General features: G+C 49.8%; 14 protein-coding genes. 8 read left to right on the top strand and 6 right to left on the bottom strand.

Annotated features, from left to right (window positions below):
- The first annotated feature begins 365 nt into the window (after nt 1-365).
- From BZG82_RS08150 to putP, 4 genes are all read left to right on the top strand, one after another.
- Nucleotides 366-1,139 (top strand): helix-turn-helix transcriptional regulator, encoded by a 774-nt coding sequence (locus BZG82_RS08150; RefSeq protein WP_069586778.1) that lies wholly within the window; start codon nt 366-368, stop codon nt 1,137-1,139.
- Between the two features lie 232 nt (nt 1,140-1,371).
- The gene (gene putA, locus BZG82_RS08145; protein WP_077479654.1) at nt 1,372-4,485 is read left to right on the top strand and encodes a bifunctional proline dehydrogenase/L-glutamate gamma-semialdehyde dehydrogenase PutA; all 3,114 of its coding nucleotides are present in this window, start codon (nt 1,372-1,374) and stop codon (nt 4,483-4,485) included.
- A gap of 27 nt (nt 4,486-4,512) precedes the next feature.
- Nucleotides 4,513-5,223 carry an aldehyde dehydrogenase family protein gene (locus BZG82_RS08140; protein ID WP_077479653.1) on the top strand — a complete coding sequence of 237 codons (711 nt, stop codon included), beginning with the start codon at nt 4,513-4,515 and terminating at the stop codon, nt 5,221-5,223.
- A gap of 47 nt (nt 5,224-5,270) precedes the next feature.
- A complete protein-coding gene (gene putP, locus BZG82_RS08135; protein WP_077662713.1) occupies nt 5,271-6,767 on the top strand; it encodes a sodium/proline symporter PutP in 1,497 nt (498 codons plus the stop codon).
- Nucleotides 6,768-6,840: 73 nt separating this feature from the next.
- Here the strand turns inward: putP and BZG82_RS08130 are convergent, their stop codons facing one another.
- The gene (locus BZG82_RS08130; protein WP_077765580.1) at nt 6,841-9,681 is read right to left on the bottom strand and encodes a ligand-binding sensor domain-containing protein; all 2,841 of its coding nucleotides are present in this window, start codon (nt 9,679-9,681) and stop codon (nt 6,841-6,843) included.
- 241 nt (nt 9,682-9,922) lie between these two features.
- Here BZG82_RS08130 and BZG82_RS08125 point away from each other — a divergent pair, with 241 nt between their 5' ends.
- Nucleotides 9,923-10,606 (top strand): GntR family transcriptional regulator, encoded by a 684-nt coding sequence (locus tag BZG82_RS08125; protein WP_077479651.1) that lies wholly within the window; start codon nt 9,923-9,925, stop codon nt 10,604-10,606.
- On the opposite strand, the gene BZG82_RS08120 is transcribed toward BZG82_RS08125, so the two are convergent.
- Nucleotides 10,598-11,290, bottom strand: coding sequence for an HAD-IA family hydrolase (locus BZG82_RS08120; protein WP_077765561.1), 693 nt, complete (start codon nt 11,288-11,290; stop codon nt 10,598-10,600). The two genes, BZG82_RS08125 and BZG82_RS08120, sit on opposite strands and share 9 nt — an antisense overlap.
- Before the next feature lie 157 nt (nt 11,291-11,447).
- Here BZG82_RS08120 and BZG82_RS08115 point away from each other — a divergent pair, with 157 nt between their 5' ends.
- Nucleotides 11,448-12,149: a fumarylacetoacetate hydrolase family protein gene (locus tag BZG82_RS08115; protein ID WP_077765560.1), complete on the top strand. Its 702-nt coding sequence runs from the start codon at nt 11,448-11,450 to the stop codon at nt 12,147-12,149.
- On the opposite strand, the gene BZG82_RS08110 is transcribed toward BZG82_RS08115, so the two are convergent.
- The 4 genes from BZG82_RS08110 to BZG82_RS08095 all read right to left on the bottom strand — a co-directional run bounded on the left by BZG82_RS08110 (nt 12,101) and on the right by BZG82_RS08095 (nt 14,468).
- Complete coding sequence (locus BZG82_RS08110; protein WP_108742971.1) at nt 12,101-12,667, bottom strand: DUF1415 domain-containing protein; 567 nt, start codon at nt 12,665-12,667, stop codon at nt 12,101-12,103. The two genes, BZG82_RS08115 and BZG82_RS08110, sit on opposite strands and share 49 nt — an antisense overlap.
- Before the next feature lie 46 nt (nt 12,668-12,713).
- A complete protein-coding gene (locus tag BZG82_RS08105; protein ID WP_077662717.1) occupies nt 12,714-13,181 on the bottom strand; it encodes a CreA family protein in 468 nt (155 codons plus the stop codon).
- Between the two features lie 101 nt (nt 13,182-13,282).
- A complete protein-coding gene (locus tag BZG82_RS08100; protein ID WP_077479646.1) occupies nt 13,283-13,618 on the bottom strand; it encodes a hypothetical protein in 336 nt (111 codons plus the stop codon).
- Nucleotides 13,619-13,790: 172 nt separating this feature from the next.
- Complete coding sequence (locus tag BZG82_RS08095) at nt 13,791-14,468, bottom strand: hypothetical protein (protein ID WP_077765558.1); 678 nt, start codon at nt 14,466-14,468, stop codon at nt 13,791-13,793.
- Nucleotides 14,469-14,813: 345 nt separating this feature from the next.
- On the opposite strand from BZG82_RS08095, the gene BZG82_RS08090 reads away from it, so the two are divergent.
- Nucleotides 14,814-15,215: a GFA family protein gene (locus tag BZG82_RS08090; protein ID WP_077479644.1), complete on the top strand. Its 402-nt coding sequence runs from the start codon at nt 14,814-14,816 to the stop codon at nt 15,213-15,215.
- 11 nt (nt 15,216-15,226) lie between these two features.
- Nucleotides 15,227-15,739: a GNAT family N-acetyltransferase gene (locus BZG82_RS08085; RefSeq protein WP_158075986.1), complete on the top strand. Its 513-nt coding sequence runs from the start codon at nt 15,227-15,229 to the stop codon at nt 15,737-15,739.
- The last annotated feature ends 274 nt before the right edge of the window (nt 15,740-16,013 follow it).

Below are 16,013 nucleotides of genomic sequence, written 5' to 3'. Positions count from 1 at the left end.
AAGCGCCGCCGCGCTTCAAATAAGATTGTGTGACGACGCGTGTGACGGAACCATGATCAAGGCTAAGATCGCCATTGATCGCCTCGAAACGATGATCAAGCAGAGAGGTTTCTCATCGCATCGCCTTTAACCGCTTTATAGACAGTAGCTTAGCAGCTGACACTGTCATTGTTTTCTTGTCTTTTTTGTTCTTCTACGCTGATCTATTAATCAAAAATGAGGGATCTTCCGCATTTTTTTAGTCCAAATGACATCGGCCGTAAAAATAGAGGTTCTTGATCATAGTTCCGAAAGATGATGATCGCGTGCTACTGATAATCGTGACAAAATAATGCGACATAGGTTAACGGTGATAGTGACGGTCAATGGCAAAGACGCCGAAAGTGTCTGAAGTGATAGCGTTACCCAGCCAGCAATTGCACCATAGCCATGATTACAAACAAGTGGTGATAGGGCTGCAAGGACAAACGGAATTTGATGTCGGTGGGCGAGGAAGCCTCGTTGGCCCGGGACAGGGGTGCTTGGTAACAGAATCTGAAGAGCACGCCTTTACCGGTGTGGGACGCAATGAAATATTGGTGATTAACTTACCGTATCAAGAATGGGTTGGGCATGCGTCGATGCATGACAATATCGCTCGTCTTTTTGAACGTGATGCGTATTTTCAGCTCGACACTCAGGCTCAGACCTTGATTAAAGCGTTAACGGCAGAAATGATTGCTAATCCAACCGATTTACTGCTCAGTCGGGCGTGTGCCGATACTCTGATGTGTGTGTTGCACCGCCATTTTCGTGACCATATTTCGCCACGTCGAGATGGTCATCGGCTCAACATGGATATCATTGACCGCTATATTCACCAACATATGAGTCGTAAGATTACCGTCGCCCAGCTAGCTGGTAGTGTTTTTCTTGCAGAAAGCCAATTCCATCAGCTGTTTAAAGAACAAGTTGGGATGACTCCCCATCAATATGTGTTGGAAAAGCGGTTCGCGTTGGCGAAGCAACTGATTAAAGAAAGTGATTTGACGATGGCGCAAATCGCTGACAGTTGTGGCTTCTCCAGTCAAAGTGGGTTTACTAATGCGTTTTCACGCTATTTTGGTGTTTCACCCGCAAAGTTTAAGTTGACTCCTTAGCGTTTGTTCACAACGCGATCTCGTGCCTATTTTTATCGTCGTCATGCGTCCTATTTGTTATGGAAGCATGGCGATCGACAGCTTTGTTTGTTAATTACCGGAGGATTTTGCAATAATGCCGGAGCTTTTTGTAAGACCCTGACGATAGACCCCGCATAGAATCGATCGCCAAGTAACAATGACGTAACATTTTCCTGCCCAAGTTGGGAAGGACGTGAGTGAGGATACCACTATGTTTAAAGCCATCGATGCTATGCAGCCATCGTTTATCGAGCGTCCGCTAGCGCAGATTTGGTCTGAAATATCGCCACTTTACTGTGTTGATGAAAGTGAATGGCTAACCCAATTGATCCCTCTTGCTGAGCCGTCAGAGACAGAGCGTGAACAAACACGCCGCCAGGCGACCAAGCTCATTGAACAAGTTCGTGCGGATAAGAAAGCCGTGCAAATGATTGATGCGTTGTTGCTGGAATACAGCCTAGACACGCGCGAGGGTATTTTGCTGATGTGTTTAGCAGAAGCACTGATGCGCATTCCTGACGCGCATACCGCCGATGCACTCATCCGTGACAAACTCAGCGTTGCCGATTGGAAAGCACACTTGCGTCATTCTGACTCGCTATTCGTGAATGCCTCAACGTGGGGGCTGATGCTAACGGGAAAAGTGGTGACTTTGGATGAGAGCACCGAAGGAAAACCTGCATCTGTGATCAATCGTTTAGTGAATAAGCTCTCTGAGCCTGTGATTCGTCAAGCGATGCATCAAGCGATGAAAATCATGGGTCACCAATTTGTGCTGGGCCGAGATATCGACGAGGCGTTAAAAAACGGTGAGACGCCGCGCAGCCAAGGCTTTACCTATTCCTTTGACATGTTGGGAGAAGCGGCCCTAACGGCCGATGATGCGCGCAAGTATCTCAATGATTATTTACAGGCCATTGATGCGGTTGGCGCGGCAAAATCGAGCTACTCAGGACCGTCGCCGTCAGTCTCCATCAAGCTCTCTGCGCTGCATCCACGTTATGAAGTCGCGAATCAAGATCGTGTGATGACAGAAATGTTTGAGACGGTATTGGTTTTGCTTAAACGTGCACGAGAAAAAGATGTCGCCATCACCATCGATGCCGAAGAAGCCGATCGTCTCGAGCTGTCTCTGGCTTTGTTTGAAAAACTCTATCGTGACGATGCCGTCAAAGGGTGGGGCAAGTTTGGTCTCGTCGTGCAAGCTTATTCTAAGCGTGCGTTACCTGTCATCACTTGGCTGGCGGCGCTGGCGAAAGAACAAGGTGATTTGATCCCAATGCGATTGGTGAAAGGTGCGTATTGGGACAGTGAAATCAAACTGTGTCAGCAAACCGGTCATCATGGCTATCCGGTATTTACCCGTAAAGAAGCCACCGATGTGTCCTATTTAGCGTGTGCACGTTTCTTGCTGAGCGATCACGTGCGTGGCCTCATCTATCCTCAGTTTGCCAGTCATAATGCGCATACTATCGCGGCGATTGCGGCAATGGCGACCCATCAGGATTTTGAATTCCAACGCTTACATGGCATGGGTGACGCCTTGTATAACCATGCCAAAGGCCTATTTAATAGTGATGTGCGCATTTATGCACCAGTGGGTAGCCACAAAGACTTGCTGCCCTATCTTGTCCGCCGTCTGTTAGAAAACGGCGCCAACAGCTCTTTCGTTCACCGTCTCGTTGATGCACGTTGCCCTATTGAGGATCTGATTGCCAGCCCTGTCGATATCTTGCGAGGGCATGCGACGTTGCACAATGATCGCATTCCGCTGCCGAGTGAGATTTTCGGACCGACCCGTCAAAACTCACAAGGCGTTGCAACGGACATTGCGTCTGAATGGCAACCATTCACCGATAGTGTCGCGCCCTTTATGGGAGATTACCAATGGCAAGCCGGCCCGATTGTGAATGGCGAACGACCATCAGGTGATAGCCACCCTGTGCATGCTCCTTATGATCGCAACGAAGTGGTCGGGCGTGTGGATTGGGCCACGGCTGATCAGGTTAACCAAGCGCTGGATAATGCGGCGAGAGCTTTCCCTGAATGGCAAAAAACCGATGTGAGCGAGCGTGGTAAGTACTTACTTGACCTTGCTGATAAACTGGAAGCGAATTTGGGCGAGTTGGTGGCTATATGTCACCGAGAAGCAGGGAAGACTATTCACGATAGTATTGATGAAGTGCGCGAGGCTGTTGACTTCTTGCGTTACTACCCGCAGCAAGCGATGGAGCTTCAGGCGGCTCCGTTTAGCTACCAAGGCTTTGATGGTACCCAACAATCGGTGAGCTATCACGGACGCGGTGTCTTCACCTGTATCAGCCCATGGAACTTCCCATTGGCGATTTTCTTGGGGCAAGTGAGTGCCGCTCTGGTTGCTGGGAATACAGTGGTTGCTAAGCCTGCAGAGCAAACTTCGATCATTGCTTACCGCGCTATCGAGTTGTTGCTTGAAACGGGGATCCCTGCGGGCGTTATTCAACTCTTGCCGGGTAGTGGGCCTGTGGTTGGCGCTCCCTTGACGCAAGATACGCGTATTGCGGGTGTGGCCTTTACGGGCTCGACGCCAACGGCGCAGCGTATTACGCGTACCTTGGCAGAGCGAGATGCCGACCCTGTGCCTGTGGTGGCAGAAACCGGCGGTCAAAATGCCATGATCGTCGACAGCACCGCCTTACCCGAGCAAGTGGTACGTGACGTATTGCGCTCAGCATTTGCGTCGGCAGGCCAGCGTTGTTCAGCGCTTCGCGTGCTTTATATCCAAGAAGATATCGCCGATCGTGTAATTACCTTGATCAAAGGCGCAATGGCTGAACTGTCTGTTGGCCGCCCAGAATTGCTGTCGACGGATGTTGGTCCAGTCATAGATCAGACCGCGAAGGACAAGTTGTTCGCGCATATCGAACAAATGAAACGCAGTGGCAAGTTAGTCACGCAAGTTGCGCTCTCTCCTGAGTGTGACCAAGGAACCTTTGTGCCGCCAACGGCCTTTGAGATCCGGAGCATCGATCAGCTCAGTGAAGAGCACTTTGGTCCCATCCTTCACATTGTGCGCTATCGCGCTGAAGAGTTGGACAAGGTGATTGATGACATTAACCGTACTGGCTTTGGCCTGACGATGGGCGTACATAGCCGTAATGAAACCACCTGTGCGCACATTGAACATCGTGCACGCGTTGGTAACTGTTACGTCAACCGTGACCAAGTTGGTGCTGTGGTTGGCGTTCAGCCATTCGGCGGTCGTGGTTTATCGGGCACTGGTCCGAAAGCGGGTGGCCCGCATTACTTGTATCGCTTTACTCAAGCGACGGTGAATGCCCAATAAGTCGGTTGAAAGGATCAGGAGAGAAAAATGAACCAATTAAATAGCATCATTGAGCAATGTGAAGCGGTATGGGAAGACTGGAACGATCAAGGTGTCGCAGGCCGTATCGCGCTATTGCAGCGTTGGTCTGACACAGTGTCAGCACGAGGTGAAGCCTTTGCAGACGCAGCAAAAATGATTCGATTTCAGTGTGATAATGCCGAGCGTTTGCTCGATAAAGTACACGAGTTACCTGGCCCAACCGGGGAAACCAACGAGCTGTATACCGTTGGTCGCGGGACGTTTGCTATCACAGGTGATGCGTCGTTGACGCATGTCGCACTGTGTGGGCAGTTAGCGGCTGCGTTGGTGGCAGGTAATTGTGTGGTGGTGAGTGTAGAGGGCACTCACACCGATATGGCGGATGCCGTGTTGGCCGATTTGGTTAAAGCAGGGTGTCCGGACAGGGTTGCCATTCGTGTTGACCTTGATACCAACGCGCCGCTCTTGGCGCATCCCAATATTGTGGGTTTAGCGACGACAGGCACGCTTACACACGTACGTGATGTCAATCGTCAGCTTGCACAACGACAGGGTGTGATTGCAGCACTGGTCGCAGAGTCCGATACCCAGCTGTATCCGGTTATCGGCGCGCCTGACTATGTGCTGCGTTTTGTGACCGAGCGCACCCGCACAATTAATATCACTGCTGTAGGTGGTAATGCCACGCTTCTGGAACTCGGCAGTGGTGAACATTAACTTTCCAGAGATGGCCCCGGAAGGGGCCACGTAATTGAGGGACAGATATGATAGACAATAGCTATGCCATCAGTGCCACGTTTCTTGCATATCTCATACTGATGCTTGTCATTGGTATATATGCGTATAAACGTACCTCCGACTCCGAGGATTATTTTCTCGGTGGCCGCTCATTAGGTCCTTGGCCTGCGGCACTGTCGGCCGGTGCGTCAGATATGAGTGGTTGGTTGCTGCTTGGCCTTCCTGGCTATGCCTATGCGGCTGGAATGGAATCACTTTGGTTAGCAGGCGGTTTGCTGTTAGGGACCTACCTCAACTGGCTGATTTGTGCCAAGCGCCTGCGTACGTACAGTATTGAAGTCGACAATGCATTGACATTGCCTGAGTTCTTCTCGCGTCGCTTTGAAGACAAGTCAAAGCTTCTGCAAACGATCTCGGCCTTCTTTATTTTGCTTTTCTTCCTTTTCTACACCAGTTCAGGCTTGGTGGCGGGTGGTAAACTCTTTACTACCGTCTTTGGTTTTGATTACACCACCGCGGTTGTGATCGGCACGATTTGTGTTGTGTCCTATACCTTGTTTGGTGGTTTCTTAGCCGTCTCTTGGACCGACTTGGTTCAAGGGCTATTAATGGCGGCAGCCCTACTGATTGTGCCCTTTGTTATTATGGATGGCAGTGTCTTCAAACTGGGCAATGATGTGGCCGCGATCAATCCTGAGCTGATGACACTCTGGCGCGATGTTAACGGTGAGCCGCTGACGTGGATTAGCATCATCTCATTAGCTGCTTGGGGCTTGGGTTACTTTGGTCAGCCTCATATCTTGGCCCGTTTCCAAGCGACGCGTTCAAACAAAGACATCACCACAGCGCGTCGTATTGCGGTGGGTTGGTCTGCGTTGTCGATGTTTGGTGCGGTGTTGATCGGTTTGGTTGGGATTTTGTACGTACAAAATGACATGACCGGTGATTTGAAAGACGGCGAGAAAATTTTCATGCTGTTGGTGAATGCTGCTTTCCATCCCGTCATTGCAGGTATTCTGTTAGCTGCTATTTTGGCCGCGATTATGAGTACCGCCGATTCACAGCTACTGGTTTCTTCATCGGCATTGGCAGAGGATTTCTATAAGCAAGTATTCCGTCCTGACGCGTCCACACAAGAAGTGGTGATGGTCGGTCGTGGTGCTGTGATCTTGCTTTCTGCGATTGCGCTGGGGCTTGCGATGGATCCAGACAGTTCGGTACTCGGCTTGGTCTCTTATGCGTGGGCAGGCTTTGGTGCCGCCTTCGGTCCGGCCTTGCTCCTGAGCCTTTTCTGGCGTGGAATGAACCGTAATGGTGCACTCGCTGCCATCTTGATTGGTGGGATCACCGTGGTCGTTTGGAAGCAGATGTCGGGTGGCATTTATGATTTGTATGAAATCGTCCCTGGCTTCTTCTTGGCCGGTCTGGGTGCGATCATCGTCAGCAAACTGACCGGTGGTCCAAGCGAGTCAGTCTCTAAGCAATTTGAAGGATACGAGAAAAGCTTAGATACCATGCCTTAATCGTGATGGCATGAGACTGCAATGAACCATGAAAAAGGGAGCGTCAAACGCTCCCTTTTTAGATCTCATCGCTCTACCAAGCAATTGCTTCACTCTTGCTTTGGCGGACACAATTGCGGCCATCGCGTTTCGCTTTGTACAGCGCCTGATCGGCGCGTTTGAGCCCATCGACATAGTCACTGGCTTGCTGATTACCCGCCATGCCAATGCTGACCGTAATCGAGAGCGTGGTATCAATATCAGACAGGTCCAGCGCTGCGATTTGGCGGCGCAGGTGGTCAAAATAGCTGAATCCGTCGGCAACGCTGCCAGCAAACAGCAGAGTAAACTCTTCGCCTCCCCAGCGCGCCACATGGCGTAAGTATTTTTGTTCTTGATTTAAAAACGCACCGACGCGTTGAATAATGAGATCGCCCACTAAGTGGGAGTAATGATCATTAATCCGTTTGAAGTGGTCAATATCCAGAATCGCGACCTGCAATGGCTCGCCCGATTCACGTGCTTGGTCAAAGGCACGGTGCCAATATTCATCAAACGCACGACGATTTGCGAGCCCGGTGAGAGGGTCTTCTTTGGATAACCGTTCAAAGTCATCGGCTTGCGCTTGCAGCGCCTGCGTTTTCTCTTTGACCAGGGCTTTCAGCTGCAATTGCTTTTGTTGTAAGCGTTGAATACGCCATAAAAAGATGCCGTACGCCGCACTGACAAAAAGGAAAAAGCCAAGTGCGCGTATGTCCGAACGTTGCCACAGCGAAGGCTCTAAAGTGAACTGGTAGCGCAATACATCGTCACTCCATTCCCCATAAGGGTAGCGAGCACTCACTTTAAAGGTATAAACCCCCGGCGACAGGTTAGTGTATTCCGCATCATGACTCTCGTGCCGGTAGGCCCAATCAAGCTCAAACCCCTCCAACTGGGTGCGGTATTGGATTTGTTCTGGCATCGAATAGCCGAGCGCAGCGTAAGAAAAGAGAACGCGATTGGTACCCGCTGGCGCGATGTCATTGGCTTCGGGGTTAATATCCTTGCCATCAAATTGGACTTGTTGCATCACGATAGGCAGTGGGCGACTGAGCAAGCGCGCAATCCGCTCCGGACTTACACTGGCCACGCCTTTGGCGGTTGCAAACAGTAAGGAGCCGTCTGGTGTTATCGTCGCTGCGGGTGACGAGCCGCCATTGGCTTGGTTATTTGCCATGCCATCGCTTTGATCATAATGCTCAAAGTCGATGCGTTGGCGCGTACCGTCGGCCACTTGATGCGCTTGTTGATAGTTAATGCGCCAAATACCACGGTTACTCGACAACCAAAAATTATCGCTATCATCTTTGATTATTTGGAAAAATTTATCGATCGGTAGTCCCTGCGGGCGACCAACAAGCGCAAGGCTTCCATCGGTTTGCGAGTAACGAATCACGCCTCGGTCGGTTGCCATCCAAACAAATCCCGGCTCAATATAAAAGCCAAAGACATACTGAGCTTGCTCTTGTTGTGAGAGATCAAGTGTGTGGAGTTGACCCGCTTCGATATAGCTGACCCCACGTCCGGTTCCTACCCAGACTTTACCTTGTTCGTCGCTCGCCAGTGCCATGACATAACTGCCGGGCATATCGCTATTTTGGCTATCATAAAGCTGGGCTAGATTCCTTTGGTTGAGTTTCGCTAATCCGCGAGGTGTGCCAACCCATAAGGTGTTATCAGGCATCTCTAAAATCGCTCGGACTTCATCATCTGGCAAGTGACCATTGATGCCGCGCGGCGTATGCAGCGTGCCGTTTTGCCAAATCCGGAGTCCATGCTGATAGCTTCCCACCCAGAGTCCACCTTGACGGCGGTGGGCAAGACTGAGCACCGACACATTATCCGTTAGTATTCGAGCACTACCACGCTGTGTATCTATCTGGCTAAGCCCCTCACTCGCGCCTACCCAAACGTGATGGTCTTGGCCTGCTAAGACGGTACGCACGTAATTTCCTGCTAACCCTTGGTCTGCGGTCAGGGTGACAAAGGGGGCATAGCGTAAACGCATGACCCCGCCGTTGGTGCCAATCCAAATACTGCCTTCGCTGTCTTCAAACCAAGATAAAATACGGTTGTTAGGCAGCCCTCGATGATTGTCGAGAAAATCGAGTTCGCCATCGCTCAGGTGGGCGACGCCACGACTCAGCGTACCAAACCAATAAGCCCCCTGACTGTCTTGCTCTACCAGAGTGACGGCTTGGTTAAGCAAGGCGCCATCGAGTGGTGTCCACCGCTGTTGTTGATATCGCCAAGCGCCATGCTCAGAGCCGACGAGGAGAGCACCATCGTTAGCGGTGGAAACGTAGAACACTTTTTCGAACAGGTTATGATGAGAGATGGGTGTGGCACCCTGCTGTGCCGATAAGAGATAAACCCCTTTCTCTGTGGCGGCATAGATATGCTTGTTGGGCGCTAACGCGAGACGATAACTACTGATTGTCTCGATAAATTGAGTAGGCTGGGGAGTGGGCATTTGCAGCTGTTCAGCCGTGTAATGGACAACACCCATGCCTTCGATAGCGAGCCAGAGGCCGCCGTCAGCGTCACGTAGAATATCGTTCACTAAACTGGGTGCGGTCGGTAAAGCGTGCCATGAAAACCCTTGTCGCATCACGACACTGCCGCGCACGCCACCCGCGTAGAGTTCATTTTTAGGGCCAACCGCCAACGCGCGTGTGCCGGAATCTTGCATCTGGGTTTTGGGGCCGCGATCGAAAAGAACAAACTCCAGCCCGTTGTAACGGGCTATGCCTTCCCACGTTGCGAACCACAGGTAACCATCTGTGGTTTGTTCAATCGCGTTAATGCTATTGTGAGGCAGGCCACTTGCAGAGGTCCACGTTTCGATAAAATAATCGGATAGCTGGTTATCATCGGCATGACTTTGGGTCATCAAGCTGAGAGAAACGAATAGCCAACTACACACTAAAAGTGTGAGTGTGTGGCATGGTCTAATCCTTGATAAAGCCTGCTTAATCCGTTGGCACATCTTTTGTTCTTGTTTGCAATTCCAAGTAGACTGGCGATTCTATCTTAACCTATGTCTAGTTCTGGCACCTTGAGGTCAGGTTTTAATAGGCAAGTTGAGAAAGATCACATTAGAAACGCAAACCTTGGCTAGGCGTATTAATTCAATGATGCAGTTTATGGCGATCCGCCAGCAACTCTTAGAGCAAATCAACAGTGGTCAACTCGACCCCGGGCAAAAGCTGCCTTCAGAGCGGCAGTTAGCGGAAGCTTTCCACACGACGCGTGTCACTTTGCGTGAAGCACTCGCGGTTTTAGAAGCAGAAGGGCGTATCTATCGGCTTGATCGCCGAGGTTGGTTTATTGCGCCGAACCCTTGGCGGTATAACCCCAGTGACTTGATGGACTGGACGACTGATTTCGCCGCACAAGGCGGACAGTTTGCGATTCAAAAAGAAACGACAACGCTAGCCAGTGCAGAAATGAGCCAACAGATGCACTTGCCACCCTTTAGTGCGATTTATCAAGCAGAAGGCATTGTCTCATCGGTGGGTGTACCTGTGGGGTATGTTCGCACTTACTTACAACCTGACTACTACCCACAATATCAGCAGCAGACGATGAGCGAGAAATTGTCTGCCAATGTAACCATTCATCAATGTCACTGGACCAGCCGTTGGGAAGCCTTAGAAGGGGCGCCGATGGCGGCACTCAATGTGGCGGTTGGTACACCCGCATTGAAATTGGAGCGGCATTGGTTGATTGAGCGAGCAGGTCAATTACAGGCCATTCGCGTCGACGAAGAATGGTGGCGCCAACATGCGATTGCGCTAAGTAGCCATTCAAGGTGAGATCGCTACATACGCCTTTGAAAACAATTGCTTTAGCCCCTCAGCTGAGTATTCGCGGTGCACCAATGGGTGGGTCGTGGTGAGCGCGTTTGGGTTAGCGTTAAAGTGTATGGTACGCATGTTGGCGTTAATACCCGCTTGAATGCCGCGATTGGTATCATCAATAAAAATGCACTGTTGAGACGGGCATGCCATATTCATGGCAGCATAATGAAGCAAGTCTGGCGCAGGTTTCCAGCTGTTGGTATCAAAGGCGCTAAAGAGTCGGTTTTCAAAATAAGGCATTAAGCCGGTCAGGGTTAGCGCGTGCGCCATCTTTTCGGTCGGCCCATTGGAGGCAACACACATCTCAATGCCTTGGGAGACCAGTGTTTTTAGCACTTCTTCAATACCTGCAGTGGGTTGTAAAGATTGTTCAAATAGCTGGTGGCACAAGGTACGGAATCTTGGTTCTAGTTGGTCGATAGGAAGTTGCACGGCATAGCGCTCACAGGTTTGGCGCAACACGTCGGTGAGTTTGCCACCCTCAAAATGATCCAATGATTCTTGCAAGTCAATTGCCACGCCGAAAGACGCAAATGTAGCAACTAAGGCTTGGTGAGAAAGTTTCTCTGAATCAACCAAGGTGCCATCGCAGTCAAAGATAACGCAGGCAATTGGTTCATCTAAACTAAAGTGCTCCATAGTGGCTCCCTTGTGTGCCTCGCTTTATCGTTAGCGCTGAGTTGAAAATCAACAAGTCAGCGACCTTTGAAATGCTAACTGTGTCTTGCAATCTGTATTAATTCGTTATCAAAATTGGTCAGGGATCGACTTTTAAACGACATGGATTCACAAGGGTATGGATTATCAACACCAATGGATAAACGGGAATGTGATCGCACTCCCAGTCGGACAGGTTTATTGTGTCGGGCGAAATTACGCGGCGCATGCGGCGGAACTCAATAACCCGCTTCCAGAACAACCGGTGATTTTTATCAAGCCGCCAAGCGCGATCCAACCGCTCGGTCACTCTTTGACGTTGGCAGAGAAGTTTGCGCCGGTGCATTTTGAAACCGAGCTGGCAGTTCTGATCACCCAGCCGTTGTATGAGGCAACACCGTCGGAGGTACAATCTGGTCTGGGGGCCATGGCGTTGGGACTGGATTTAACGCGACGTGACCAACAAAGTTACCTAAAAGCACAGGGGCTGCCGTGGGAGAGGGCGAAGGCGTTTGCGGGTAGCGCACTGTTAACCCCCTTTATGGCAACCCCAAAGAATTGGGACGATGTTTTCTTTTCACTGGCGATCAATGGCGAACTCCGACAGCAAGGCCATACGGCACACATGATGACATCGGTCGTGTCGCTTATTGCTCATATGAGTGACACCTTTCCGCTACGTCCTGGGGATGTGGTGTTTACCGGCACCCCTGAAGGGGTCGGTCCCCTTGCTAATGGGGACAAGTTAACCTTACGTCTAGGGAAGTGCGATTTGGGTGAAACGCGCGTCGTTTATGCGTCTTCGTCAGTGGATAACCACGGAAATAACGCGGCTCGCTGAGAGGCAGTGAGTGCAGAGACACAGGCGATATTGCGTGTCGGAATCGCCTCGGGATCCTGACCGTAATGTGCAAGTGCTCGCGACATACTGTCTTCACGAATCAAATGAAAGCAGGGATAAGGCGCACGATTGGTGAGGTTCTCTGCATCATCAGGTTCACAGCCAGCAAAGCAATATTGCGGATGAAAGCTGGCGAGTTGGAAAGTCCCTCGCCAACCAAAATGATCGATAAGGTTCTCGGCCATCGATAGCACATCGAGATAATGTTCAAAATCATGGAGTGCGTCTGGGACGACGAGAACGGTAGTGTCTGTGATCGCCGGATCTGTCTGCGCCAAGTCGGTGAGTGCTTGGTATACGGCTTCGAGAATATCTGCATCGTCACACGCGGTGCAGATATCTATTTTGATTTGTTGATTTCGGCGCGGTTTGGCAGCAAAGGGACACAGGTTTAACCCGATAACCACTTCATCTAACCACGCCTCGATACGAGATTCTACCGTTTTCATCGCGAGCATCTTTAGTCTATTGGCCCGCTATGGTAGCCGCTTATTCAGTGAATTGTTAGCCTTTTTGCGGCGAGAGTTGATACGCCTTGGTACCCCATAACGGGACGGTCGACAAGCTATGCTTAAAGCTACCAGAGGTTTCTTTGGTGGAATAGGACAGGTACATCAAAGTTTGGTTTTTGGCATCGTAAATACGACGGATCTTCATAGACTTAAAGAAGATACTTTTTGATTTACGGAACACTACTTCACCGGAGTCGCTTTTATCAATTTGTGCGATCATCTCGGGCGTAATCTCACCGGTTTGTCGGCAAGAGATTGCACTGTCGCTGGGATCGGCAAAGCTGAGGTCGGCTTCTACCGAGGCGACATGGCAGGTAACGCCTGTGACGATAGGATCAACCAAGTGATTGAGTTTGATGTCTTTCATGGTGAACATGCCTAAACTCACATCGCCTACCTCACTGTTATCACAGCCGGATAGCATCACGCTTAATGCAATGAGACAAAGTGCTTTTTTCATAACTGTCTTATGTTTTGCCCGAATAAATGTTGGCAAGCAGTCTAACACAGTCTGATTTCTGTGTGTTTTTACGCCAAATGAATAAGGTGGGAAATGATGACTTACTCTCGAAACTGTGCATCACCATCTTTACTGGATAGCGATTTGGGCTCAAAGGTAAGGAGCACATCAGCCGCGTCACAGTAGCTACCGGTTTCCGCAAACGCCTCTCGTGCCGCCGCAATTTTTCGCTCCGCAATACGGCGCACTTTTTTGTCGTTGTCCTGATCGCTAAATGTCATCTGCTGATTGAACATCTCGCGACTAAAGGTGGTTTTACAAATAGACTCGTTTTTTTCGGTCACCACTTGGCCCGTGTTAGCTGGGGTGTCGGACTCGGGTTGAGCATACACACAAAATGATAACAACGCCAACAAGGCGAAAAACGACTTAGTCATATATGAGTTCCTTAACCTATTCACACTAATAATAGCATTAAGCGGCGGTGTCGACTATCGCCGACATGGTCGTCTAGCTAGCTCATCAGTTTGGTGTTTAAGCAAACATAAAAAAAGCGACCCGTTGGCCGCTTACATTTTGTGTCGCTTATTACGCTTAGGTTTATTGCGGTTACAGCGAAAGGTCGTTCTCAGATACAGAGTGAGAGAGTTGCGTCTCGCCGATCGTTTGGGCGCGACGTGCTTCAAACCAATAGCCGAGTGCCGCGATCCAAATCATGGCATACGCCATCAGCTCAGTGCTTTCTTCTGCAATGCTTTTCACATCACGCACGTAATTGGCGCCCATCGCTTGCTCCCAAAGCACGCCCATGCCAAACAAACGCGAGTAAACGAGTAACAGCGCTAAGGCGACCATCAGTACGGGAGCGAATTTAGATGTGACGATCCTTGCCAGACTTTCAGCCGTTTCACGCCAGTTTTTGGCTGCTGGCCAGAGAGCGAGTGCCGTGACGGTGAGCGCCGGGATTTTCCAAAAACCGTGGAAAACCACATCTAATGTTGCATCAAGCTCACGGATCATTAGGACTAAGAAAAAGGCACTCATTAGCGACGCAGCCGAGCTGTACGCGCGATTCACATACGCGACACGTCGAAAAGTAAATACGGACGCGGCCAATAAAATAAGCTGGGAAAGCTCAATCAATGACGCCTCAGAGGCAACGTTATGGGCGGCGACGCTGTAATGAATAATGCCAGCGATAGCCGCAAAATAAAGCGCAATAGCTAGGAATTGCCCGGCACCATGAAACACGGTCCGAACGGGGGAGGAAACCTGTGCCAATTTCATATCAACCTCAGATGCTCGAATACAAATAGTCCGTCCGATGGGAAACGCTAGCGGCACAACTGTGACGTTAGTCTCACTAATCTGTCCGTCGCGACGGATATTACGGAGGGATTCATAAAATCGCAATAATTATGTGAACAAAGTCACCTTTTGTTCAGGGTTGAGACAGGTAATGGACACTATTTACAGTGTAAACAGTGTTATGTTGCCAAGGCTCACTCGCGAGCAAAGAGTAAGGAGGACATTAAATAATTGTTTTACATCAGCATTATCAGGAATAACGATCGCTTTGTTTCTAGTGTTTTTATACACTGGCGTTAAATTCGTTGGACAAGGATAAAGCTGATGAAAACGCTCAAAGCGAGTTGCCTGTGCGGAAAAATACACCTCTCATTCCCAGATGAATTTCTTTATATGGGGAATTGCCATTGCTCTGAGTGCCGCAAATTTACTGGCGCTGATTACTCATCCGTGGGTGGCATTGAAAAGAGTAAAGTGATGATTGTGTCGGGCGCGTCAGATATCCGCTATTACCCCAAAAGTGACGAAACCGAACTTGCCTTTTGCGCGCACTGTGGGGCGAGTTTGTTTTCACATAAAGTGAAGAAAGGGCTGCTCAATATTCGGCTTGGCATCCTCGATACGCCACCGCGCCATGCACCGGATTTTCACATTCATACTGCGTCCAAAGCGCCTTGGCACTCGCCCAATGAAGCGTTGAAACAATTTGAACATGGACCTGACTGATGGGAGAGACTATGCAACTGTTAGTGCGTCCACTGACGACCCACGATCGAGAGGCTTTGCTCGCGTTTGAGCAGGTTAATCGAACCTATTTTGAGACCTTCGTTGATAGTCGCGGTGACGCTTTTTATAGTCTTGACGGGGTTGCTGAGCATATTGAGTCACTGCTTATGCTTCACGCGCAAAACGAATACATTCCCATGCTGATTACTGATGCGAGCCAAGCCATTATTGGTCGCGTTAATATTAGCCAAATTGATGCGGTATCAGGGACAGGGTCGTTAGGCTATCGTATTGCTGAGGAGCAAACGGGTAAAGGCGTGGCCTCTCGCGCGGTCAAATATGCGATAGATGTTGCACGTGAGTATGGGCTAAATACACTGCATGCGCTGGCTGCGACCACCAATATTGCTTCTCAAACCGTACTAACACGCAATGGTTTTGTTGAGTGTGGCACGGTATCGAATATCGCCCGTGTCGCGGGACAAAGTATGGATGGTATTTGTTACCAAAAAGCGCTGAGGTAGCGTTAGATTCGACCGTGCGGATGATATGACGGTAAATATCACAATATGACTACAACTGGATACATTCGCACATCGAACTCATCTTACCAGTAACAAGATGATAACACGCATTGGGAGGGGCTAGTTTTGCAATAATGTATAGGTCATTAATTTTAAAACAGAAATTTTACTAGCTGCCGTCCGTGTACTTATATGCCTTTTCGACACACTCATACTTTCCACGTCTCTTTTGATTAATTAATGAACTAACTTAACCCTCACATTAGTACTGATA

Source organism: Salinivibrio sp. PR5 (genome assembly GCF_001996085.1).
Classification (GTDB): Bacteria; Pseudomonadota; Gammaproteobacteria; order Enterobacterales; family Vibrionaceae; genus Salinivibrio; species Salinivibrio proteolyticus.
Note: the sequence above shows the minus strand (reverse complement) of the source record. Positions and strands in the feature narration are given on the sequence as shown.

What these genes read in the sequence shown, in the direction of transcription:
- BZG82_RS08150 (WP_069586778.1), top strand. Translation starts at nt 366, where the DNA reads ATGGCAAAGACGCCGAAAGTGTCTGAAGTGATAGCGTTACCCAGCCAG.
- putA (WP_077479654.1), top strand. Translation starts at nt 1,372, where the DNA reads ATGTTTAAAGCCATCGATGCTATGCAGCCATCGTTTATCGAGCGTCCG.
- BZG82_RS08140 (WP_077479653.1), top strand. Translation starts at nt 4,513, where the DNA reads ATGAACCAATTAAATAGCATCATTGAGCAATGTGAAGCGGTATGGGAA.
- putP (WP_077662713.1), top strand. Translation starts at nt 5,271, where the DNA reads ATGATAGACAATAGCTATGCCATCAGTGCCACGTTTCTTGCATATCTC.
- BZG82_RS08130 (WP_077765580.1), bottom strand. Translation starts at nt 9,681, where the DNA reads ATGACCCAAAGTCATGCCGATGATAACCAGCTATCCGATTATTTTATC.
- BZG82_RS08125 (WP_077479651.1), top strand. Translation starts at nt 9,923, where the DNA reads ATGATGCAGTTTATGGCGATCCGCCAGCAACTCTTAGAGCAAATCAAC.
- BZG82_RS08120 (WP_077765561.1), bottom strand. Translation starts at nt 11,290, where the DNA reads ATGGAGCACTTTAGTTTAGATGAACCAATTGCCTGCGTTATCTTTGAC.
- BZG82_RS08115 (WP_077765560.1), top strand. Translation starts at nt 11,448, where the DNA reads ATGGATTATCAACACCAATGGATAAACGGGAATGTGATCGCACTCCCA.
- BZG82_RS08110 (WP_108742971.1), bottom strand. Translation starts at nt 12,667, where the DNA reads ATGCTCGCGATGAAAACGGTAGAATCTCGTATCGAGGCGTGGTTAGAT.
- BZG82_RS08105 (WP_077662717.1), bottom strand. Translation starts at nt 13,181, where the DNA reads ATGAAAAAAGCACTTTGTCTCATTGCATTAAGCGTGATGCTATCCGGC.
- BZG82_RS08100 (WP_077479646.1), bottom strand. Translation starts at nt 13,618, where the DNA reads ATGACTAAGTCGTTTTTCGCCTTGTTGGCGTTGTTATCATTTTGTGTG.
- BZG82_RS08095 (WP_077765558.1), bottom strand. Translation starts at nt 14,468, where the DNA reads ATGAAATTGGCACAGGTTTCCTCCCCCGTTCGGACCGTGTTTCATGGT.
- BZG82_RS08090 (WP_077479644.1), top strand. Translation starts at nt 14,814, where the DNA reads ATGAAAACGCTCAAAGCGAGTTGCCTGTGCGGAAAAATACACCTCTCA.
- BZG82_RS08085 (WP_158075986.1), top strand. Translation starts at nt 15,227, where the DNA reads ATGCAACTGTTAGTGCGTCCACTGACGACCCACGATCGAGAGGCTTTG.